We start from the raw sequence: 15,977 nt of genomic DNA, 5'->3' as shown, positions 1-15,977 counted from the left end.
TTGCTATAAAGCGGCTTTACGGCTTGCGGTGACAACCCCATCCGGAATGGACCAAAGTGAAGGAAGTGCCTGCACCGATGTCGAACTCATCCGGCTACCAGATGCGCCATGGTCGGCTGCGCTGGCCGCTTATTTTCGCGATCGTGCTGCTGCATCTGGCCGCGCTGTATGGCCTTGCCCGGGCGCTGGCCCCCGACTTTACCGCAAGCATTGAACGCGATGTCGTTTCGGCCTTCACCGTTCCGCCGGTCGCGCAGCCCGAACCGCCACCACCTGAGAATCGCTCCGAACCGGATGAGGGTGCGCAGGGTGAACCCGGCCGCAAGGCGGTGGCGCAGCCGGTGACTAGCCCGCCGCCGCGGGTGCCGATCCGTAAGGATGCGCCGCTCCCGCAGGCAGCATCGACCGGCACCGCCAGCGAATCGGGTGCAGCGATCGCAGGCGATGGTACGGGCGCGGCGGGCACCGGACTTGGCACAGGCAGTGGCAACCGCGGCAGTGGCAGCGGCGGCGTGGCAATATCCAAACCCGTGCATATCAGCGGCCGGATCGACAATGCCCGCGACTATCCCGTGCCATCCGGCGGCCGCGAGGCGCGGCGCGGAACGCAGGTCATCGTGCGCGTGACAGTCGGCACTGATGGCCGCGCCCGTGATTGCACCATTTACCGGCCCAGCCCCGACCCCGAAGCTGATCGCATCACCTGCCAACTGGTTGAATCGCGGCTGGGATTTCGTCCAGCCACAGATGGCAGCGGCAATCCGGTGCCCGCACCCTTTTACTGGCGCCAGCAATGGTTCTAGTCGCAATCAAGCCCGAATAATCCGCACAACAGGCTCGTTTCCGCCGAACGGGTTGCTATAGTCGGGCGGAAACAAGGAATTTTTGAGTGCCAGCGATTTACCCGGTGATTTTGTGCGGTGGCAGCGGCGCGCGGCTATGGCCGGTCAGCCGCAAGGCGGTGCCCAAACCATTTCTGCCACTGGTGAGCAAGGAAACGCTTTTCGAACAGGCGGTGCGCCGCGTGGCGAGCGACGATCGCTTTGCTCCGCCGATCGTTATCGCAGGCGCGGCGCATGCCGATCTGATCACCGCGCAACTGGGCGATGCGCCCGGTGCGCGGCTGGTGATCGAACCGGCAGCCAGAAACACCGCACCTGCCATCGCCTTGGCCGCAGCCCTTCTGCCCGAAGACGCCGTAATGCTGGTGTGCCCCAGCGATCACCACATCGCCGATGCCCCGGCGTTTCGCGCCGCCGCGCTGGATGCGGCCGCTCTGGCGCGTGAGGATTACCTCGTCAGCTTTGGCATCACGGCCGAACGACCCGAAACAGGGTATGGCTATCTGCGCCGCGGCGCGCCGGTGAGCGGGGGCTACGCAATTCGCGAATTCGTCGAAAAACCCGATTTGGCCCGCGCAGAAGCCTATGTGGCAAGCGGCGAATATTGCTGGAATGGGGGCATCTTCGCGTTCCGCGCCGGGCAACTGCTGGCAGAACTCGCCGCGCATCGGCCTGAAATGGCCCGGCTGGTGCGCGCAGCGGTGAACGACGGCATCACCGATGGCCTGAACTTTCATCCCGCAGCGCAGCCTTTCATCGCGATTGACGGTGATTCGATCGACTATGCCGTCATGGAAAACACCACCCGCGCCGCGATGGTGCCCGCCAGCATGGGCTGGTCCGATATCGGGAACTGGGCGGCGCTTGGCGATGCCTTGGCAGATCAGGCGGATGCCGCGGGCAATGTCGTGTGCGGCACAGCCGACCTGTCGCAGTGCAGCGGCGTCTTCGTGATGAGCGATGGCCCACGTATTTCAGCCGTCGGGCTTCAAGACGTGTGCATCGTGGTATGCGGTAACGAGGTGCTGATCACCACGCGGGATGGTGCGCAGGCCGTGGGCAAACTGCCGGGGGCGGTGCATCAGTAATGGCGCGCCAGCTTCCCACGCGCATGGTCGACAAGGTGTGGGGGCGTAATGTCCTGCCTGCGCCCTTTATCGTCCCGCACGGCGAACGGATCGGGGAAATCTGGTTCGAACCTCCGCCCGAAATGCCGCAGGTGCTGGTGAAATACCTGTTCACGTCGGAAAAATTGTCGGTGCAGGTGCATCCTTCTGACGAGACTGCGCTGGCGGGAGAAGCTGGCAAGGAAGAATGCTGGCTGGTGCTGGACGCGGATGCGGATGCCCGGCTTGCCATCGGGTTTGATCGATCAGTGTCACGTGCCGAAATCGAAACCGCAGCGCTTGACGGTACGATCGAACAATTGCTGACATGGCACCCGGCGCAGGTTGGCGATCTGTTTTATCTTCCGGCCGGCACCGTTCATGCGATCGGCCCCGGACTGTGTCTGGTGGAAGTTCAGCAGGCCAGCGACACCACGTTCCGGCTGTACGATTACGGCCGTCCGCGCGACCTGCATCTGGAACGCGCGCTCGCAGTAGCCCATGGCGCGCCCTATCTTGCGGCACATCATCGCTGTGTCGCCGATGGGCCGGTCTTGGTCGATGGGCCGCATTTCCGTCTTGATCGGATCGAAGGCGCCCCCGGCGCCGTGACGCAGGCCGCCTATCCCGGTGCGTTGCTGGCGCTTCCGCTGGTGGGCGAAGTTGCCGCGCTGGACGGATCGGCGCAGGCCCGCGTGGGCGAATGTCTGGTGGCAGACGGACTGCACAGCCTGGATTTCAGCCGCGCCGAAGTTACGCTTCTGACACGCGCCTATTCTGGCTAGACCCGGCTCAGGCGATGACGAGCAACCGTTCGATTTCGGTCATACCATAAGGTTTGCGCAGCACGGCGGCGGCGCCCATGCATTCAAAGCCGCCAGCACCGTCGGCATAGCCTGTCGCCAGCACAAAGCGCACGCCTGCCGCACGCAAGGCATCGGCAATCGGTTCCGATGATTCGCCGCCCAGATTGAAATCAATGATCGTAAGGTCGGGCGGGTGGTTCTCAATCGCGGCAAGCGCGCCTGCGACGCTGCTTTCCAGTTGCACGTCCGCGACACCCAGCCATTTCGGGTTTTCCGCGGTATCGAGCGCGATGATGATGCTGCGGACAGACCGCCATATTTTTTGCGCTGTTGGCAGCCAGCTCATCTACCACTAGCGCCAAGGTCCTATTTGCTTCGGTCGTGCCCCTGCCTGCGGTCAGGAAACACGCGCTTCCCGCCCGATCCGGCGTTCAGCCAAACTGCCGGGAACGCACGGCGCCTCATAGGGCTTGGCAATTGGAAGCCAGAGTATCGCTTGGCAGACGGATCCGAAACGGCGCGGCAATCAGGGGGCGAGCAACCGCCCGCCTTCTTTCCTGACGGCGGCTTCCAACGGGCCTTTCATGACGCTCAGCAAAAGTGGCAAATCCATTTCAATCACGACATCGTGATCGCGCACTTCGACCCCGCCGGGGATCGTCTGGCCCATGACGTGCGCGGTGATCGCCATGCGGTCTTCGCTGGGCCAATCAGTTGTAACCGATGCCAGTCCCGGGGGAAAGAAGCCGCCGATTTCATCGGCATGAGCGCGCATGCGCCGCCGGACTTCGTCTTTGGTGAGATCATGGGGAAGAGTGACGCGCATCGATCAGCGTTCCTTTGGGGCCGGGGATGCCGAAAAATCGGGTAGCGGTACGCCGGTGTCGGGTGCCGCGCTGTCGCGCATGTCTTCCAGTGCGTCGGCCCCGCCATAGCGATATTCGAGATAGCGGCTCTTGATCGCAAGGTCATCCAGCGCGCCTTCTGCCAGTCGCCGCGTGACGCGGTCGACTTCGCCCGACAGCTTGCCAAGGCTTTCGGTCAGGCGCTGATCAGCGGTCTTGCCCGCGTGTTCTTCCTGACGCAGATGCGCGGGGATCTTGCGATAATTGTCGATCGTTTCGGGAATGTATTCGCCCACCAGTTCGCGCACTTCGGCCATCGCGGGATGCGCGCCGTCGAGCCCCTGCAATTGCAGACCCAGCGCATCGAGCTGCACGCCCATCTGACCCACGATCGCCTGTGCGGGCGGGGGCAGGGCGGGGCGCTGGGCTTCAAGCCACAGTTCGGTGCGGGCGACCATCTGGCCCGGGTTGCCTTGCTTCAATTCACTGCGTTTTGGTGGTTTTGGCTTGGGCACGAAGGCGAAGAACATCACTGCCGTGACCATGGCGGCCAAGGCCATCATCACGCCTGCAAAACCGATCCCGTCGATGATGATACCGGCTGCCACGACCGCTGCGATGATCGCCAGCAGTGTAAAGCCCAGCCCCTTGGCGCGCTTCACCAGGTTCTTGCGCTTGAGTTCCGCCGAACCGCGCCCGATGCTCCCACGCAGTGGGCGGTGGGTGCCGCCATCGCGTTGTACCACTAGGCTGGTCTTGGCATCGCGCAGAATGCGGGCAGAATCGCGGGTCGTATCGGGCATCACTTGTCCAGCGCGAGCAGCGACGGCGCTTGCGAGGCCACCTTGGCCTGCGCTTGCGACTGACCTTCGGCCCGCGCGATGTAGCCCTTCGACTTCTCGACCTCGGCAGACAGCGTCGTCACCGTCTGCTTCATCGAATCGAGCGCGCGCAGCTTGAAGCTGTCGACCTCGTCCATCGTGTCATAGATGTTCTGGAAGGCGCGTTGCAGCGTTTCCAGGGGAATCGTGCTGGAGGCGGCCTGTTCGTGAATTTGCGCGGTTTGTTCGCGCAGCAGCGTGCTGGTCGAATCGATGATGTCGCTGGTGGTTTTGTTCAATGCGGTGATCTGGCCCAGCACAAGGCGCTGGTTGGTCATCGCCTGCGCCACCGTGACCGCAGTGCGCAGTGCGCCGACGGTGGTGGTGCTGGCGCGGTCGACGCCCTTGACCAGTTCGACGTTGTTCTTCTTCACCAGGTCAAGCGCGAGATAGCCCTGCACGCTCACCGCCATCTGCGTTAGCAAGTCCTGCGTGCGCTGGCGGACGTAGAACAGCGCGCTTTCCCGCAAGGCCTTGGCCTTGGCCGGATCGGAGCTGTCGAGTTCAAGCGCCTTGGCCTCAAGCCGCGCGTCCAGCGTCTTGGCAATGTGGATCATCTGCTCCAGCTCGCCCATCGCCGCCCACAGCTTCTGGCGTTCGGTATCGATGGCGGCATTGTCGAGATGCAGTTCCTTCTTGCCGCTTTCCAGCCGCTGAAGGATCGATGCGATATGCCCCTGCGCCGAGGTGTAGCTGTCGAAGTAATTCTTGATCTTGTTGCCAAAGGGAATGATGCCGAGGATCTTGCGCGGGCCCGAAAGCTTGCCCTTGCGCCCCGGATCAAGGTCTTCAACGGTGCGGCGCAGTTCGGCCAGATCCTTGCCCACGCTGCCATCGCCGTCCATCGCGCGCACCGGACGGTCAAGGAAACGGTTGGACATCGCGGCCGCGGAGCGAATCTGTTCCTGGCCCATGCGCGTGATCTGGTCGACCTTTTCGCCAAAGGCGGGGGAGTTGGCATCGATAGCCACCAGTTCGTTCACGAAGCCATCGACCTTGCTGTCCAGCTTCGACTTCTGTTCGGAGCTGACCGGGACCAGACCGGCCGCCTGTTCGGGGGCGACCTGCGGCACCGGATCGGGCGGCGTGAGCGAAAAGGGGGTTGCGGTCGCCGTCTGGTTCTGCGTGCTCATGCCTTGTCTCGTGCTCCCTCAAACCGACCGCGCCCAGAGACGGCGGCACTGCTGACTGTATTAGTGATCTAAAACACGCCTTTCAAGCGCGCCCGTGCAAACCTGCGACTATCCTACGCCCGTTAAGGCCTGCGCGTCCATCGCTCTTGCCGAACCGGACGCGGAAGATCGCTTGGCAAACAGACACGTGCCAAGCTATCGCGCGGATCGTTACTCATCGCCAAGGGCATTTGCATGAACGACAGATCCGGACCCGCTGCATCGCCCGAAGCTGCCATAGCTGCGGAAGCGGGGATTGATCGTCCCTCGGCGCCTACGCCCCCACCCACACCCGCGCCTGCCTCTACCGATACACAAGGCACCATCGCATCGGTCGCCAGCCTGCGGATGGTGATCGACAATGTGCGCGAATGGTGGACGGTTCACGTCATTGGGCAGGTCGATCAGGCCGAAGTGACCGAACGGCGCCGCGAGGATGGCAAGCTGTCCGAACACTACCTGTTCATGACTGCGATGAGCGGCGGGATCGCCATTCTGGGTCTGCTGCTGTCGTCGCCTGCCGTCGTCATCGGCGCAATGTTGCTGTCGCCGCTGATGGGGCCGATCATGGGGCTGGGCTTTGCGCTTGCGATCGGGGATTGGGCCTGGCTGAAACAGTCGGTGCTGACCCTGCTGATCGGCAGCGTGCTGGCGGTGCTGCTGTGTGCGGCGCTGGTGTTTCTTTCGCCGATCCAGACGATCACCACGGAAATCGCAGCGCGCACCCGGCCCAACCTGTTCGACCTGTTCGTAGCGTTGTTTTCCGCCTTGGCGGGCGCCTATGCGATGATCCGCGGGCGCGAAGGCGCGATCGTCGGGGTGGCGATTGCCACCGCGCTGATGCCGCCGCTTGCTGTGGTTGGCTTTGGCCTTGCCACATTCAATTCGACCGTCTTTTCCGGTGCGCTGCTGCTGTTTGTCACCAACTTCATCACGATTGCGCTGACCGCCTTCGGGATGGCGAAGCTGTACGGCTTTCGCAATTCGCTCAGCGCGCGCAACACCATGTTCCAGAACATCGCCCTGCTGGTGGTCTTCTTCGGCCTTGCTGTGCCGCTGGGCTTTTCGCTCAACCGGATCGCGTGGGAAACAAACGCGCAGCGTATTGTCCGCAGCGAAATCAGCGAGCAGTTCGACGGGCGTTCGCAGCTTGATGCGCTGGACATGGAATTCACCGCATCGCCGGTTGTCATTCACGCGGTGGTGTTCACCCCGCGCCTGCAACCCGGGATCGAGGAATCGATCGAACGCGGCCTGACCGAACGACTGGGCGAACCGATCAAGCTGGATCTGGTGCAGTATGAAGTGGGCACCAATGATTCGGCCGCCGAACGCGCACAGCTGACAGCGGCGCGTGCGCGGGAAGAGCGTGAAGCGTCAGCGCGGGTCGAGGCACTGTCGGTGCGTCTGTCATTGGCGGCCGGTGTGCCTGCCAGCGAAGTGCTGATCGACACACGCGGTCGCCGTGCGCTTGTTCGCGCCAAGCGGCTAGACGGCGCCAGCCTTGCGACCTACCGCGCGCTTGAAGAACGCATTGCGGCGGCTGAACCCGATTGGGCGATCGAACTGATCCCGCCGACCGCTTCGCTGCCGCGGGCCATCGCCTTTGAAGAAGGCCAGCTCACGGCATCGGGTCAGGCGGCGCTGGATATCACGCGGTGGGCCGCGCAGCGTCTGGGCCGGGGTGTGATATTCGTCGGTCCGTCCGACGATGCTGACGGTGCTGCGGCGGCGCTGCGCGATCAAGGTGTCGCCGCCGGCGTGCGCAGTGGGCCTGCGCCGCTTCGTCCCGAATGGGCGGCGCAGGAGGAATAGCGTCAGGCGGCCAAATCGATCGGGACGATTTCGCCCGCCAGATACAGCTTCTTGGCCTTGGCGCGGCTGAGCTTGCCTGACGATGTGCGAGGCAGCGTACGCGGCGGCACCAGTTCGACGATGCAGCTCATCCCCGTGACCGAACGCACCTTGTCGGCAATCTGGTCGCGCAGACGCACGCGCTCTTCAGGATCGGACACCTTGCAGTGGACGAGCACGGCGGGCGCTTCTTCGCCATTTTCCATCTCGATCGAAAAGGCCGCGATATCGCCGTGGTTGAAGCCGGGCAGCTGTTCGACCGCCCATTCGATATCCTGCGGCCAGTGGTTCTTGCCGTTGATGATGATCATGTCCTTCGCCCGTCCGACGATGAACAGATAGCCATTGGCGGTGTAACCCATGTCCCCGGTGTCGAGCCAGCCGTCGACCAGACAATCGGCAGTCGCTTCGGGATTGCGGAAGTAGGAATGCATCACCGAAGGCCCGCGGCACCACACCTTGCCGATCTGGTGATCGGCGCGGGTGGCGCCGTCTTCACCCAGAATGGCGACTTCCATATCGGGCAGCGCCTTGCCGCAGTTCACGATCGCCCGGTAGCGCGCCGGACGCGACAGATCGCGCGGGGCGCCCGAAAGGCGCTCTTCCTCGACCAGTTCGACACGAATACCTTCGCCCGGCGGCATCACCGTCACCGCCAGCACCGCCTCGGCAAGGCCATAGGACGGGGTGAAGGACGATGCCCTGAAACCCGCCGGCGCAAAGGCGTTGACGAAGTTCTGCATCACATCCGGGCGGATCATGTCGGCGCCATTGCCCGCAATCCGCCAGCGTGACAGGTCAAACCGCTCGGCAACATTGGATTGGCTGGAAATCCGGCGCGCACAGATGTCGTAACCGAAGGTGGGCGAATAGGATAGCGTGTTGCCCGGATTGCGGCTGATCATGTCGAGCCACGCCAGCGGGCGACGCGCAAAGGCATCGGGCTTCAGGTAATCGCCCGAGACCTGATTGGCGATCAGCGACAGCAGGCAGCCGACCAGTCCCATGTCGTGATACCACGGCAGCCAGCTGACGCAGCGATCATTGGCGCCCAGTTCCATCGTGGTCGAATGGCCGTAAAGGTTATGCAGCAGCGCCCGGTGCGTGACCGCAACGCCGGTGGGGAAACGGGTCGATCCGGAAGAATATTGCAAATAGCAGATATCGTCGGGGTTGGCCTGCGGCAGATCGCATTCGGGCGCGGGGCGCTGGCTGAAATCCTGCCAGCTTTCCGCCGCGCATCCGTGGCGGGCTGCAGCGCTGGCCGCCATTTCTGCAATTTCTTCGGGGTAGAGCAGCAGCTTGGGGTCCGAGCTTTGCAACTGCACCGCCAACTGGTCGATGAAGCTTTCCTTGCCGCCAAAGGTGGTTGGCAGCGGCAGCGGCACCGGCCAAGCCCCGGCATAGACGCAGGCACAAAACAGCGCGGCAAAATCGGCGCCCGTTTCAGCGATCAGCGCAACGCGGTCTTCCTTGCCGATCCCCGCCGCAATCAGGCGGCGTGCCATCACCAGCGCATCATCGCGCATTTTGGAATAGGGATAGACCCGCGCCAGTTCTCCACGCATATCGTGAAAATTGAGGCCCTTCAGGCTCTGCGCAGCGTAGTCGATCGCGTCGTTGAAGGTGTCAAATTGCGCACGAACCCGCGGCAAGTTGCAATCATTCGGCGTCGGCGTCAAAACGGCCTCGGTCATATTTTTCAAAGATACCCGTCAGTTACGGCGCGCTTCATCATGTCATCATGTACGCGCTCTGGCATAACCCCGTGTCGCCGGGCATAGTCCGGCGGCGTCCAGTGTTCCGCATTTGATAAGGAAAGTGGCACGAATAAGGCGAAATGGTTTCACGTAAAGCGAATTCGTCATCACCCGGTAGTGGTTCCGGGGAGGATTCCGGCCTCACACGCCGGAGCGAAAAGCGGGTGAAACCTCCGCTGGGCGAAGCACAGCTGCGCGATCTGGCGCTGCATTACGCCGCCCGGTTTGCCACCACCGGGGCGCGTCTGGAAGCCTATCTGGTGCGCAAGATCCGCGAGCGCGGACTGGCCGAGGATGGTGATGGGCGAATTCTGGACATCGACGTGAAGGCGCTTGTCGCGCGGCTGGTGGAGCTGGGCTATGTCGATGATGATGCCTACGCCCGGATGCGTGCACGTGATCTGGGCGCGCGGGGTTACGGGGCGCGGCGGGTCGAAGAAACCTTGCGGCATGCCGGCGTGGACGAAGGCTTGCGCCAGGCCCATGCACCGGGCGAAGCCGCCGGCCGGCACGCTGCGGCGCTGATGGCGCGCAAACGCAGGCTTGGCCCCTACGGGCGCGAGCATGCGGAGCCGTCCGATCCTCTCGCGGTGCGAAAGGCACGTGAAAAAGCCATTGCAGCAATGCTGCGCGCAGGCCACCAGTACGAACATGCCCGTTTCATCCTAGCCGCGCAGCGAACCGAGGATGTTGACGAATGGGTCGGTGAGGCGGCCGACGATGAAGGGATTGAACACCAATGGTAAAGCACATCCTGGCCGCTGCGACGCTGATGCTGGGGCCGTTGGCCGCCTGTTCGCCGGGCGAAACCGCAACTGCGCGCGCGCAGGTGCCGGCTGCGGCTCAAGCCGGAACAGATGCGCGCCACCCCGATTCAGGCCTCGCCGTGATCGACCTGGTCGTGCAGCGCGGCGACCGGCGCATTCCCTTCAAGGTGGAATTGGCCAACAGCCCCGAAGCACAGGCACGCGGGTTGATGTTCCGCACTGCGCTGGGCGATGATGAAGGGATGATATTTCCGTCTGCTGCACCTGAAGCGCGCAGCTTCTGGATGAAGAATACGCCGCTGTCGCTCGACATCATCTTCATCGGCCCCGACAGGCGGATCGCCAATATCGCAGCCAACACCGTGCCCTATTCGCTCGATTCGGTGCGGTCCGATGGCCTTGTCAGCGCGGTACTGGAACTGCGCGGGGGAAGGGCGGCGGAACTGGGGATCGTGCCGGGCGATACGGTTCGCTGGTAAGGCCCTGCGCCCTGCGCGCCGCAATCGCTGCAATGATGCGACAGACCGACAATCCCGTCTTGGCGGTCGCAGCGTAATCCGCTAGGCGCACGGCCATGGGTATCCTCGCAAAAATCTTCACCTGGTGGGACGGCGCCACACTCGGCACGCAGCTCTGGGCGAGCCGCGCGGGCGGCGATCATGTCGGCACCGATGGCGCCGGCAACAAATATTACCGCGCCAAGCCGAATGCAGCTGCGCCCAACACGGGTTCCTACACCAGCCGGGAAAAACGCTGGGTGATTTACGCGGGCGCGAACGATGCCAGCCGCGTGCCGGCCGAATGGCATGGCTGGCTTCACGGCACATATGACGATGTGCCCGAAAGCCATCTTCCCCCGCCGCGGATCTGGGAAGCCGATTATACCCCAAATGCCACCGGCACCGTTCAGGCCTACCGTCCGCAAGGCGCCCTGGAGCGGGGCGGCCAGCGCGCCCGCGCCGTGGGCGATTACGAAGCGTGGACTCCCGGCGGCACGGACAGCTGAGGCGCACGGTGCGCGCTTACGTCCTGGCGACCGCGATGGCGCTCGCGGCTTGCGATGCTGCGACCGATAACGAAACGGTCGTGGTGCCGCTTGACCCGTCCCCTCCGGCTGCGGCGCCTTCGGCATCGGCCGCGCCTGCGGTCAATGATTATGGCGCTACCCCGATGAACGAACGGGTGGCGGTGATCGGCCTGCTGAACAAGCGGAACAACGTGTCAGAGGAAGTCCGCCTGAAGCCGGGTGAAAGCCGCACAGTGGGACCGGTAATCGTGCGCGTGTCGGCGTGCGAACGCACCGCGCCGTGGGAAATGCCGCAGCAGACCGGTGCCTTTGTCCAAGTCGATATTCAGGGGCGGAGCGAAGCACGGCACAGGCGCGTCTTTTCCGGCTGGCTGTTCGTCGAATCTCCCAGTCTCAATGTGGTCGAACACCCGATCTATGATGTCTGGGTGAAGGACTGCACGATGCGCTTCCCGGGGGAGGAAGGCTCCGCTGCGCCAGCGCCCGAACCTTCGGGAAGGCCGGCTGCGCGTCCTTCGGCTGCGACCACACCGGCTGCCGAACCCGCGCCAGCACCCGCGGCCACCCCTGCGCCCGACGCCTGATCGCCTGACACAAAGTGCCGCCACGCCGTGCCAAGGCTGTGGCGCGGCTGGCCTTCAGCGCGTTCCACCAGCCTTCGGTAATTGGCCTGCGCCAGTTCGATCGCGCCCATGCTGTGCAGATGATCGGTCATAAACTGGCAATCCAGCAACGCAAATCCCGCGCGCCGCATCAGCGCCACCAGCCATGTCAGCGCAACCTTGCTGGCTTCGGGCACCCGGCTGAACATGCTTTCGCCGCAGAACACACGGTCGAACGACACGCCGTAAAGCCCGCCCACCAACTGGGGCGCGCCGGCATAGTCTGTCAGCCAGCATTCAACCGAATGGGCATGTCCGGCGCGGTGGAGCCCCACGTAAGAAGCGATGATTCGTTCGCTGATCCATGTTTCGGGATGATCGGGCCGCGGCTGCGCGCAGGCGCGGATGACGTCTTCGAAAGCGTGATCCACCGTCACCGCAAACCGATCGGCGCGCAGCACCTTGCGCAGCGATTTGGAGATATGCAGTCCGTCCAGCGGAATGATGGCCCGGTCGCGCGGTTCCACCCAGAACACCTCGGTATCGTCGCGCCGGTCTGCCATCGGGAAAATCCCGCTGCGATAGGCAAGCAGCAAGGTTTCAACCGGGATCGGAGGGCGATGAGGCGCGTGCATGGTTGCGCTGCACAATACAGACCGCAAAGAGGATTGCCTATCCCCTGCGCCTTCGATAAAGGCACCGCTCCGACGCGCTGCAGGGGTGTAGCTCAGTTGGTAGAGCATCGGTCTCCAAAACCGAGGGCCTGCGGTTCGAGTCCGCACACCCCTGCCATTTCTCGCAAAGGCCGTTCGCCTGCGTGATGCGCTGTCGCTGACACCGGACATCTTTGACCCAAGCATTCTTGCAATCATGACAGTCCGGGCGTAAGAGCCATCGCGTCTTATCCGACATCGGTGGATCATCCAGCCCCTCCGGCGACCTTGTCCCGGGCGGCGCGGCCCCCTACCTGAAAGCCGCCTCGGACAGGACGTGCAGGCATTACGCGAAGGAACGCAGCTATCATGGCTGATCAGAAGAACGCCGAACTCGGCAAGGTTGAAGAAAAGAAGCGCAAGACCTCGCCTGGCGAGTTCTTCAGTCAGGTGAAGGCCGAAACGAACAAGATCGTCTGGCCGACCCGGGAAGAAACCGTGCGCACCGCGATCTTCGTGTTCATCTTTATGGTGATCCTGTCGGTCTTCTTCCTGGGTGTCGATACGCTGTTTGGCGCCGTCGTCCGGTCTGCGATCAGCCTGCTGCAATAAGGCGTCAGCCTTCGTTTTTTCTGCCCGTCAGATCATCCATTTTCCAAGGACTCTTCATGGCTCGCTGGTACATCATTCACGCTTATTCCGGTTTCGAGAACAAGGTGCGCGACGCGATCATTTCCGAAGCCGAACGTCTCGGCCTGTCGGACGGTGTTGAGGAAGTGCAGGTTCCCACCGAAACCGTGACCGAAGTGAAGCGCGGCAAGAAGGTGCAGGTCGAACGCAAGTTCATGCCCGGCTACGTGCTCGCCAAGCTCAACATGACCGACGATGTCTACCACCTGGTCAAGAACACGCCCAAGGTCACAGGATTCCTGGGGTCAGGCAACAAGCCGCAGGCGATTTCCGAACGCGAAGCGTCGCGCTATTTCGGCGGCGTCGCGGATGCCAAGGCAACCCCCAAGCGCGAGATCAGCGTCGATTACGAAATCGGCGATTCGGTCAAGGTGCTCGACGGCCCGTTCGCCAGCTTCAACGGGATCGTGGAAGAGCTCGATTTCGACAAGGCGAAGGTCAAGGTCAGCGTTTCGATCTTTGGCCGTGCAACCCCGGTGGAGCTCGATTTCGAGCACGTCGAACTGTCGAAATAATGGTTGCGCAGCCCCGCCCGGGGCTGCGTCCTCGGCGCTGTTCCGCGCTTTGCGCGGGCGCCTGCGGGCGGGCGGTCGCCCTTGCGGCGTCGTAAAACGCCGGCCGAGCGCGCATATCGAGGCTGTGAAGGCGGCTTATGAAAACCCGCCGCGGCATCTGCCAGCGCAAGCGTCGTTACGCGACCCGTGCGGATGCCGAGGCGGCGGCGGTGCGTGCCGACATCGTCTTGCGCGCCTACAAATGCGCGCTGTGTCGCCAATTCCACCTCACCAGCCGCACCAAAGGGCTAAGGGTGCCGCGCGCTGCGGCCGATGATGCCGGCAACGGCAAGCCATAGGCAGCGGCCCTCTTCCCTTGCCGATGAGGGTAAGGCGAAGGGGCTGGAGAAGGGCAGAGCCCCGTCTCGACTTCAAGCAGCACGCAAGCTGCCAAGCCTGCGGATCTTTCCCGCAAGGGAAATGAGCGAATGGCCCACTTCGCGATGGTCTGCGACATCCCGGTTTCGGGTCCTTGCCGTAAAAACGTGGATGGCCGGATGTGGGTGGTTTCCTGCCGTCCAACCCTGGACGGGTTGAGGCCGGGCAGGACCAATGACCCTGATTGCAATTCGATTGATCTAGCGTTAAATTTCCGAGGCCGACGCTGCTGGAAATGGCTGAGGATGGAGGAGAAGGCCGTGTCGTCATTCTGACGGCCCGGTTCGCTGTGCGGGCTGGACTCTCGCACCAGTTGAATCCACTGTCCTCGGAGAACCGGGATGCATGATCTTGCATTTCCCATGGCTGCGGGTGATCGCATGATGCTGCGCCATTTCAGAAACAGCCTTCCCAAGCATCACCGATCGCAATTTGACGCTTCCGTGGCCAATCTCATGGAAACCGAGACCAAGTTTGCCATAGATCGGCCTTCTCAGCAGCATATCCTAATGGGAAGCTGTGCTGTGTGCGCCTATCATCAATGGCGAGCCTATGGGCTGGACGAAACCGCCGCAAAGACAGCAGTTGGCCGGTCAATCATGACATTCTCGAGCGGTGTAAGCCGTCTTCTAATCTGGCTTTGGTATCGCTTGTCGAAAGACCCATTCGAAGCCACCCGAAGGTATACGGCACAAATCAACCAAACTTATGGGGCAACGTTCGATATCGCATTTTCAGAGCTAGAGGATGGGTTCGTCTCGGTCGTAAAGGTCTGCGGCTATAAGGCGTTCTTGGCGCGCCACGATGCGGAACATTTGCTTGACTTGTTTTGCGAATGGGACCGGGTCTGGATTGACAGCATCCCAAAAGGCATCCGCTTCAGCCGCCCTTCGACTATCGCGCAAGGCGCTGCATCCTGTCGCTTCGAGTTCAGGAGGAAATAGGCGCCAGCGAGCGACCGGGAGTGGCGGGATCTGGAATCGTGCTCGGAATGTCGGCTGCTGACGAAAAATCCGTAGAAGCTCCCGGGTGGTTCCGCCATCATAAGCTGAACGGCAGGAAGCTGCCTTCGCCGAGAAAAATCTGCCATTTGGTTTCCGACCCCGTTCCGGAAATAAGTCCCCTTTGCTCACACCGGTTATCGCTGTTTCCCGACATTACCTATACGTAGGGAGGTAGGGCGCGAACGGGCCAGTTGCGAGATGGTCAGTCATCGCGCGTCGACGCCACCAACTGCACCGGGGTTGCCCAAGGCTTGGTCAGCCGGCGGCGTCAGCGGCAACGACAAGGGCGCGCAGGACTTTTGGTGCGTTACGGCAGGGCGGACATCAGGCTATCGGTAGCGAGGCGTTCGGGATGGGCGCGGCCAAATGCTGTTCTGCGGTCAGCACCCGCTGTGTCCAGATCGACTGCCTGATCAATCCAGACCATGCCCATGTTGTACATCTGATCGTAACCCAGACCCATGACGACCATTATAACCGGCATCGCCATGATCGCCGCGATGCTGCGCCATTCCTGCCATGTAAGCGCAGCGTCCTGCGTCCGGTCGCGGCGGACGGGCGGTTCCTCCGGAAAATGGCGCAGGCCCAACAGATACACGCCCAACGCCATCAGCATAAGCAGGCCCGCCGCACCGAATCCGTAATGCCAGCCATAGATCTGCGCGAGCAGCCCGCAGACCAAGGGGCCGAAGATCGCGCCGACATTGATCGACAGGCTGAAGACGGCAAAGGCGGTGGTGCGGCGCGCATCCTGAACCGCGTAGAGCTGCCCGACCTGCGCGGCGATATTACCCTTGAGCGCGCCCGACCCCAGGATCAGCAGCAGAAGCGCGAGCAGAAAGCTCTGATCAAACACCATGGCTGCGTGACCGGCAATCATCAGCATTACGCCGACCACCACAGTCTTTTTCGCGCCCAGCCAGCGATCCGCCACCCATCCGCCGATCAGCGGGGTGAAATAGACCAGCCCCGCATAGAAGCCGAAGGTCTGCCCTGCCAAAGCCTGCGCCGAAAGCGGCCCCAGCACCGTCTCCAC

Annotated in this window: 18 protein-coding genes, 1 tRNA gene and 1 pseudogene; 13 read left to right on the top strand and 7 right to left on the bottom strand. The window is 62.8% G+C overall.

Annotation, left to right across the window (positions count from 1 at the left end; all coding sequences use genetic code 11):
- Nucleotides 1–77: 77 nt before the first annotated feature.
- From SJY33_RS10000 to SJY33_RS09990, 3 genes are all read left to right on the top strand, one after another.
- Nucleotides 78–803 carry a TonB family protein gene (locus SJY33_RS10000; protein ID WP_379922614.1) on the top strand — a complete coding sequence of 242 codons (726 nt, stop codon included), beginning with the start codon at nucleotides 78–80 and terminating at the stop codon, nucleotides 801–803.
- An 86-nt stretch (nucleotides 804–889) separates the two neighbouring features.
- Entirely contained in the window at nucleotides 890–1,930 is a 1,041-nt protein-coding gene (locus SJY33_RS09995) for a mannose-1-phosphate guanylyltransferase (RefSeq protein ID WP_379922613.1), read from the top strand.
- On the top strand, nucleotides 1,930–2,733 hold the full coding sequence (locus SJY33_RS09990; RefSeq protein WP_379922612.1) for a class I mannose-6-phosphate isomerase: 804 nt from the start codon (nucleotides 1,930–1,932) through the stop codon (nucleotides 2,731–2,733). Before SJY33_RS09995 ends, SJY33_RS09990 begins: the two co-directional genes overlap by 1 nt.
- 7 nt (nucleotides 2,734–2,740) lie before the next feature.
- Here the strand turns inward: SJY33_RS09990 and SJY33_RS09985 are convergent, their stop codons facing one another.
- The 4 genes from SJY33_RS09985 to SJY33_RS09970 form a co-directional block, all read right to left on the bottom strand.
- Nucleotides 2,741–3,100 (bottom strand): hypothetical protein, encoded by a 360-nt coding sequence (locus SJY33_RS09985; RefSeq protein WP_379922611.1) that lies wholly within the window; start codon nucleotides 3,098–3,100, stop codon nucleotides 2,741–2,743.
- A 180-nt stretch (nucleotides 3,101–3,280) separates the two neighbouring features.
- Entirely contained in the window at nucleotides 3,281–3,580 is a 300-nt protein-coding gene (locus SJY33_RS09980) for a polyhydroxyalkanoic acid system family protein (RefSeq protein WP_379922610.1), read from the bottom strand.
- 3 nt (nucleotides 3,581–3,583) lie between these two features.
- The gene (locus SJY33_RS09975; RefSeq protein WP_379922609.1) at nucleotides 3,584–4,402 is read right to left on the bottom strand and encodes a hypothetical protein; all 819 of its coding nucleotides are present in this window, start codon (nucleotides 4,400–4,402) and stop codon (nucleotides 3,584–3,586) included.
- Entirely contained in the window at nucleotides 4,402–5,613 is a 1,212-nt protein-coding gene (locus SJY33_RS09970; protein WP_379922608.1) for a toxic anion resistance protein, read from the bottom strand. Before SJY33_RS09970 ends, SJY33_RS09975 begins: the two co-directional genes overlap by 1 nt.
- A gap of 234 nt (nucleotides 5,614–5,847) precedes the next feature.
- Here SJY33_RS09970 and SJY33_RS09965 point away from each other — a divergent pair, with 234 nt between their 5' ends.
- Nucleotides 5,848–7,467, top strand: a complete 1,620-nt coding sequence (locus SJY33_RS09965; protein ID WP_379922607.1) for a TIGR00341 family protein — start codon at nucleotides 5,848–5,850, stop codon at nucleotides 7,465–7,467.
- 2 nt (nucleotides 7,468–7,469) lie between these two features.
- On the opposite strand, the gene SJY33_RS09960 is transcribed toward SJY33_RS09965, so the two are convergent.
- Nucleotides 7,470–9,203, bottom strand: coding sequence for a fatty acyl-AMP ligase (locus SJY33_RS09960; RefSeq protein ID WP_379922606.1), 1,734 nt, complete (start codon nucleotides 9,201–9,203; stop codon nucleotides 7,470–7,472).
- A 143-nt stretch (nucleotides 9,204–9,346) separates the two neighbouring features.
- On the opposite strand from SJY33_RS09960, the gene SJY33_RS09955 reads away from it, so the two are divergent.
- The 4 genes from SJY33_RS09955 to SJY33_RS09940 all read left to right on the top strand — a co-directional run bounded on the left by SJY33_RS09955 (nucleotide 9,347) and on the right by SJY33_RS09940 (nucleotide 11,644).
- Complete coding sequence (locus SJY33_RS09955) at nucleotides 9,347–10,012, top strand: regulatory protein RecX (protein ID WP_379922605.1); 666 nt, start codon at nucleotides 9,347–9,349, stop codon at nucleotides 10,010–10,012.
- Nucleotides 10,006–10,512, top strand: a complete 507-nt coding sequence (locus SJY33_RS09950; protein ID WP_379922604.1) for a DUF192 domain-containing protein — start codon at nucleotides 10,006–10,008, stop codon at nucleotides 10,510–10,512. The genes SJY33_RS09955 and SJY33_RS09950 overlap by 7 nt, the downstream gene beginning before the upstream one ends.
- Nucleotides 10,513–10,607: 95 nt before the next feature.
- The gene (locus tag SJY33_RS09945; RefSeq protein WP_379922603.1) at nucleotides 10,608–11,039 is read left to right on the top strand and encodes an NADH:ubiquinone oxidoreductase subunit NDUFA12; all 432 of its coding nucleotides are present in this window, start codon (nucleotides 10,608–10,610) and stop codon (nucleotides 11,037–11,039) included.
- A gap of 8 nt (nucleotides 11,040–11,047) precedes the next feature.
- The gene (locus SJY33_RS09940; RefSeq protein WP_379922602.1) at nucleotides 11,048–11,644 is read left to right on the top strand and encodes a DUF2155 domain-containing protein; all 597 of its coding nucleotides are present in this window, start codon (nucleotides 11,048–11,050) and stop codon (nucleotides 11,642–11,644) included.
- Nucleotides 11,645–11,706: 62 nt separating this feature from the next.
- On the opposite strand, the pseudogene aat reads toward SJY33_RS09940, so the two are convergent.
- Nucleotides 11,707–12,297, bottom strand: a pseudogene (gene aat, locus SJY33_RS09935) (leucyl/phenylalanyl-tRNA--protein transferase); the annotation flags it as partial.
- Nucleotides 12,298–12,378: 81 nt separating this feature from the next.
- Here aat and SJY33_RS09930 point away from each other — a divergent pair.
- The 5 genes from SJY33_RS09930 (at nucleotide 12,379) to SJY33_RS09910 (ending at nucleotide 14,881) form a co-directional block, all read left to right on the top strand.
- Nucleotides 12,379–12,454 (top strand) — tRNA-Trp (locus SJY33_RS09930).
- A gap of 230 nt (nucleotides 12,455–12,684) precedes the next feature.
- Nucleotides 12,685–12,927, top strand: coding sequence for a preprotein translocase subunit SecE (gene secE, locus SJY33_RS09925; RefSeq protein ID WP_379922601.1), 243 nt, complete (start codon nucleotides 12,685–12,687; stop codon nucleotides 12,925–12,927).
- Nucleotides 12,928–12,983: 56 nt separating this feature from the next.
- Entirely contained in the window at nucleotides 12,984–13,520 is a 537-nt protein-coding gene (gene nusG, locus SJY33_RS09920; protein ID WP_379922600.1) for a transcription termination/antitermination protein NusG, read from the top strand.
- Nucleotides 13,521–13,657: 137 nt separating this feature from the next.
- A complete protein-coding gene (locus SJY33_RS09915; protein ID WP_379922599.1) occupies nucleotides 13,658–13,858 on the top strand; it encodes a hypothetical protein in 201 nt (66 codons plus the stop codon).
- 420 nt (nucleotides 13,859–14,278) lie between these two features.
- The gene (locus SJY33_RS09910) at nucleotides 14,279–14,881 is read left to right on the top strand and encodes an L-2-amino-thiazoline-4-carboxylic acid hydrolase (protein ID WP_379922598.1); all 603 of its coding nucleotides are present in this window, start codon (nucleotides 14,279–14,281) and stop codon (nucleotides 14,879–14,881) included.
- 367 nt (nucleotides 14,882–15,248) lie between these two features.
- Here the strand turns inward: SJY33_RS09910 and SJY33_RS09905 are convergent, their stop codons facing one another.
- Nucleotides 15,249–15,977, bottom strand: coding sequence for an MFS transporter (locus SJY33_RS09905; RefSeq protein ID WP_379922597.1), 729 nt, complete (start codon nucleotides 15,975–15,977; stop codon nucleotides 15,249–15,251).

Origin of the sequence: Erythrobacter sp. R86502, from assembly GCF_042466465.1 — a bacterium.
In the GTDB taxonomy this organism is placed as follows: Bacteria; Pseudomonadota; Alphaproteobacteria; order Sphingomonadales; family Sphingomonadaceae; genus Erythrobacter.
The sequence above is the reverse complement of the archived record's forward strand: the minus strand, read 5'-3'. Positions and strand labels throughout refer to the sequence as shown.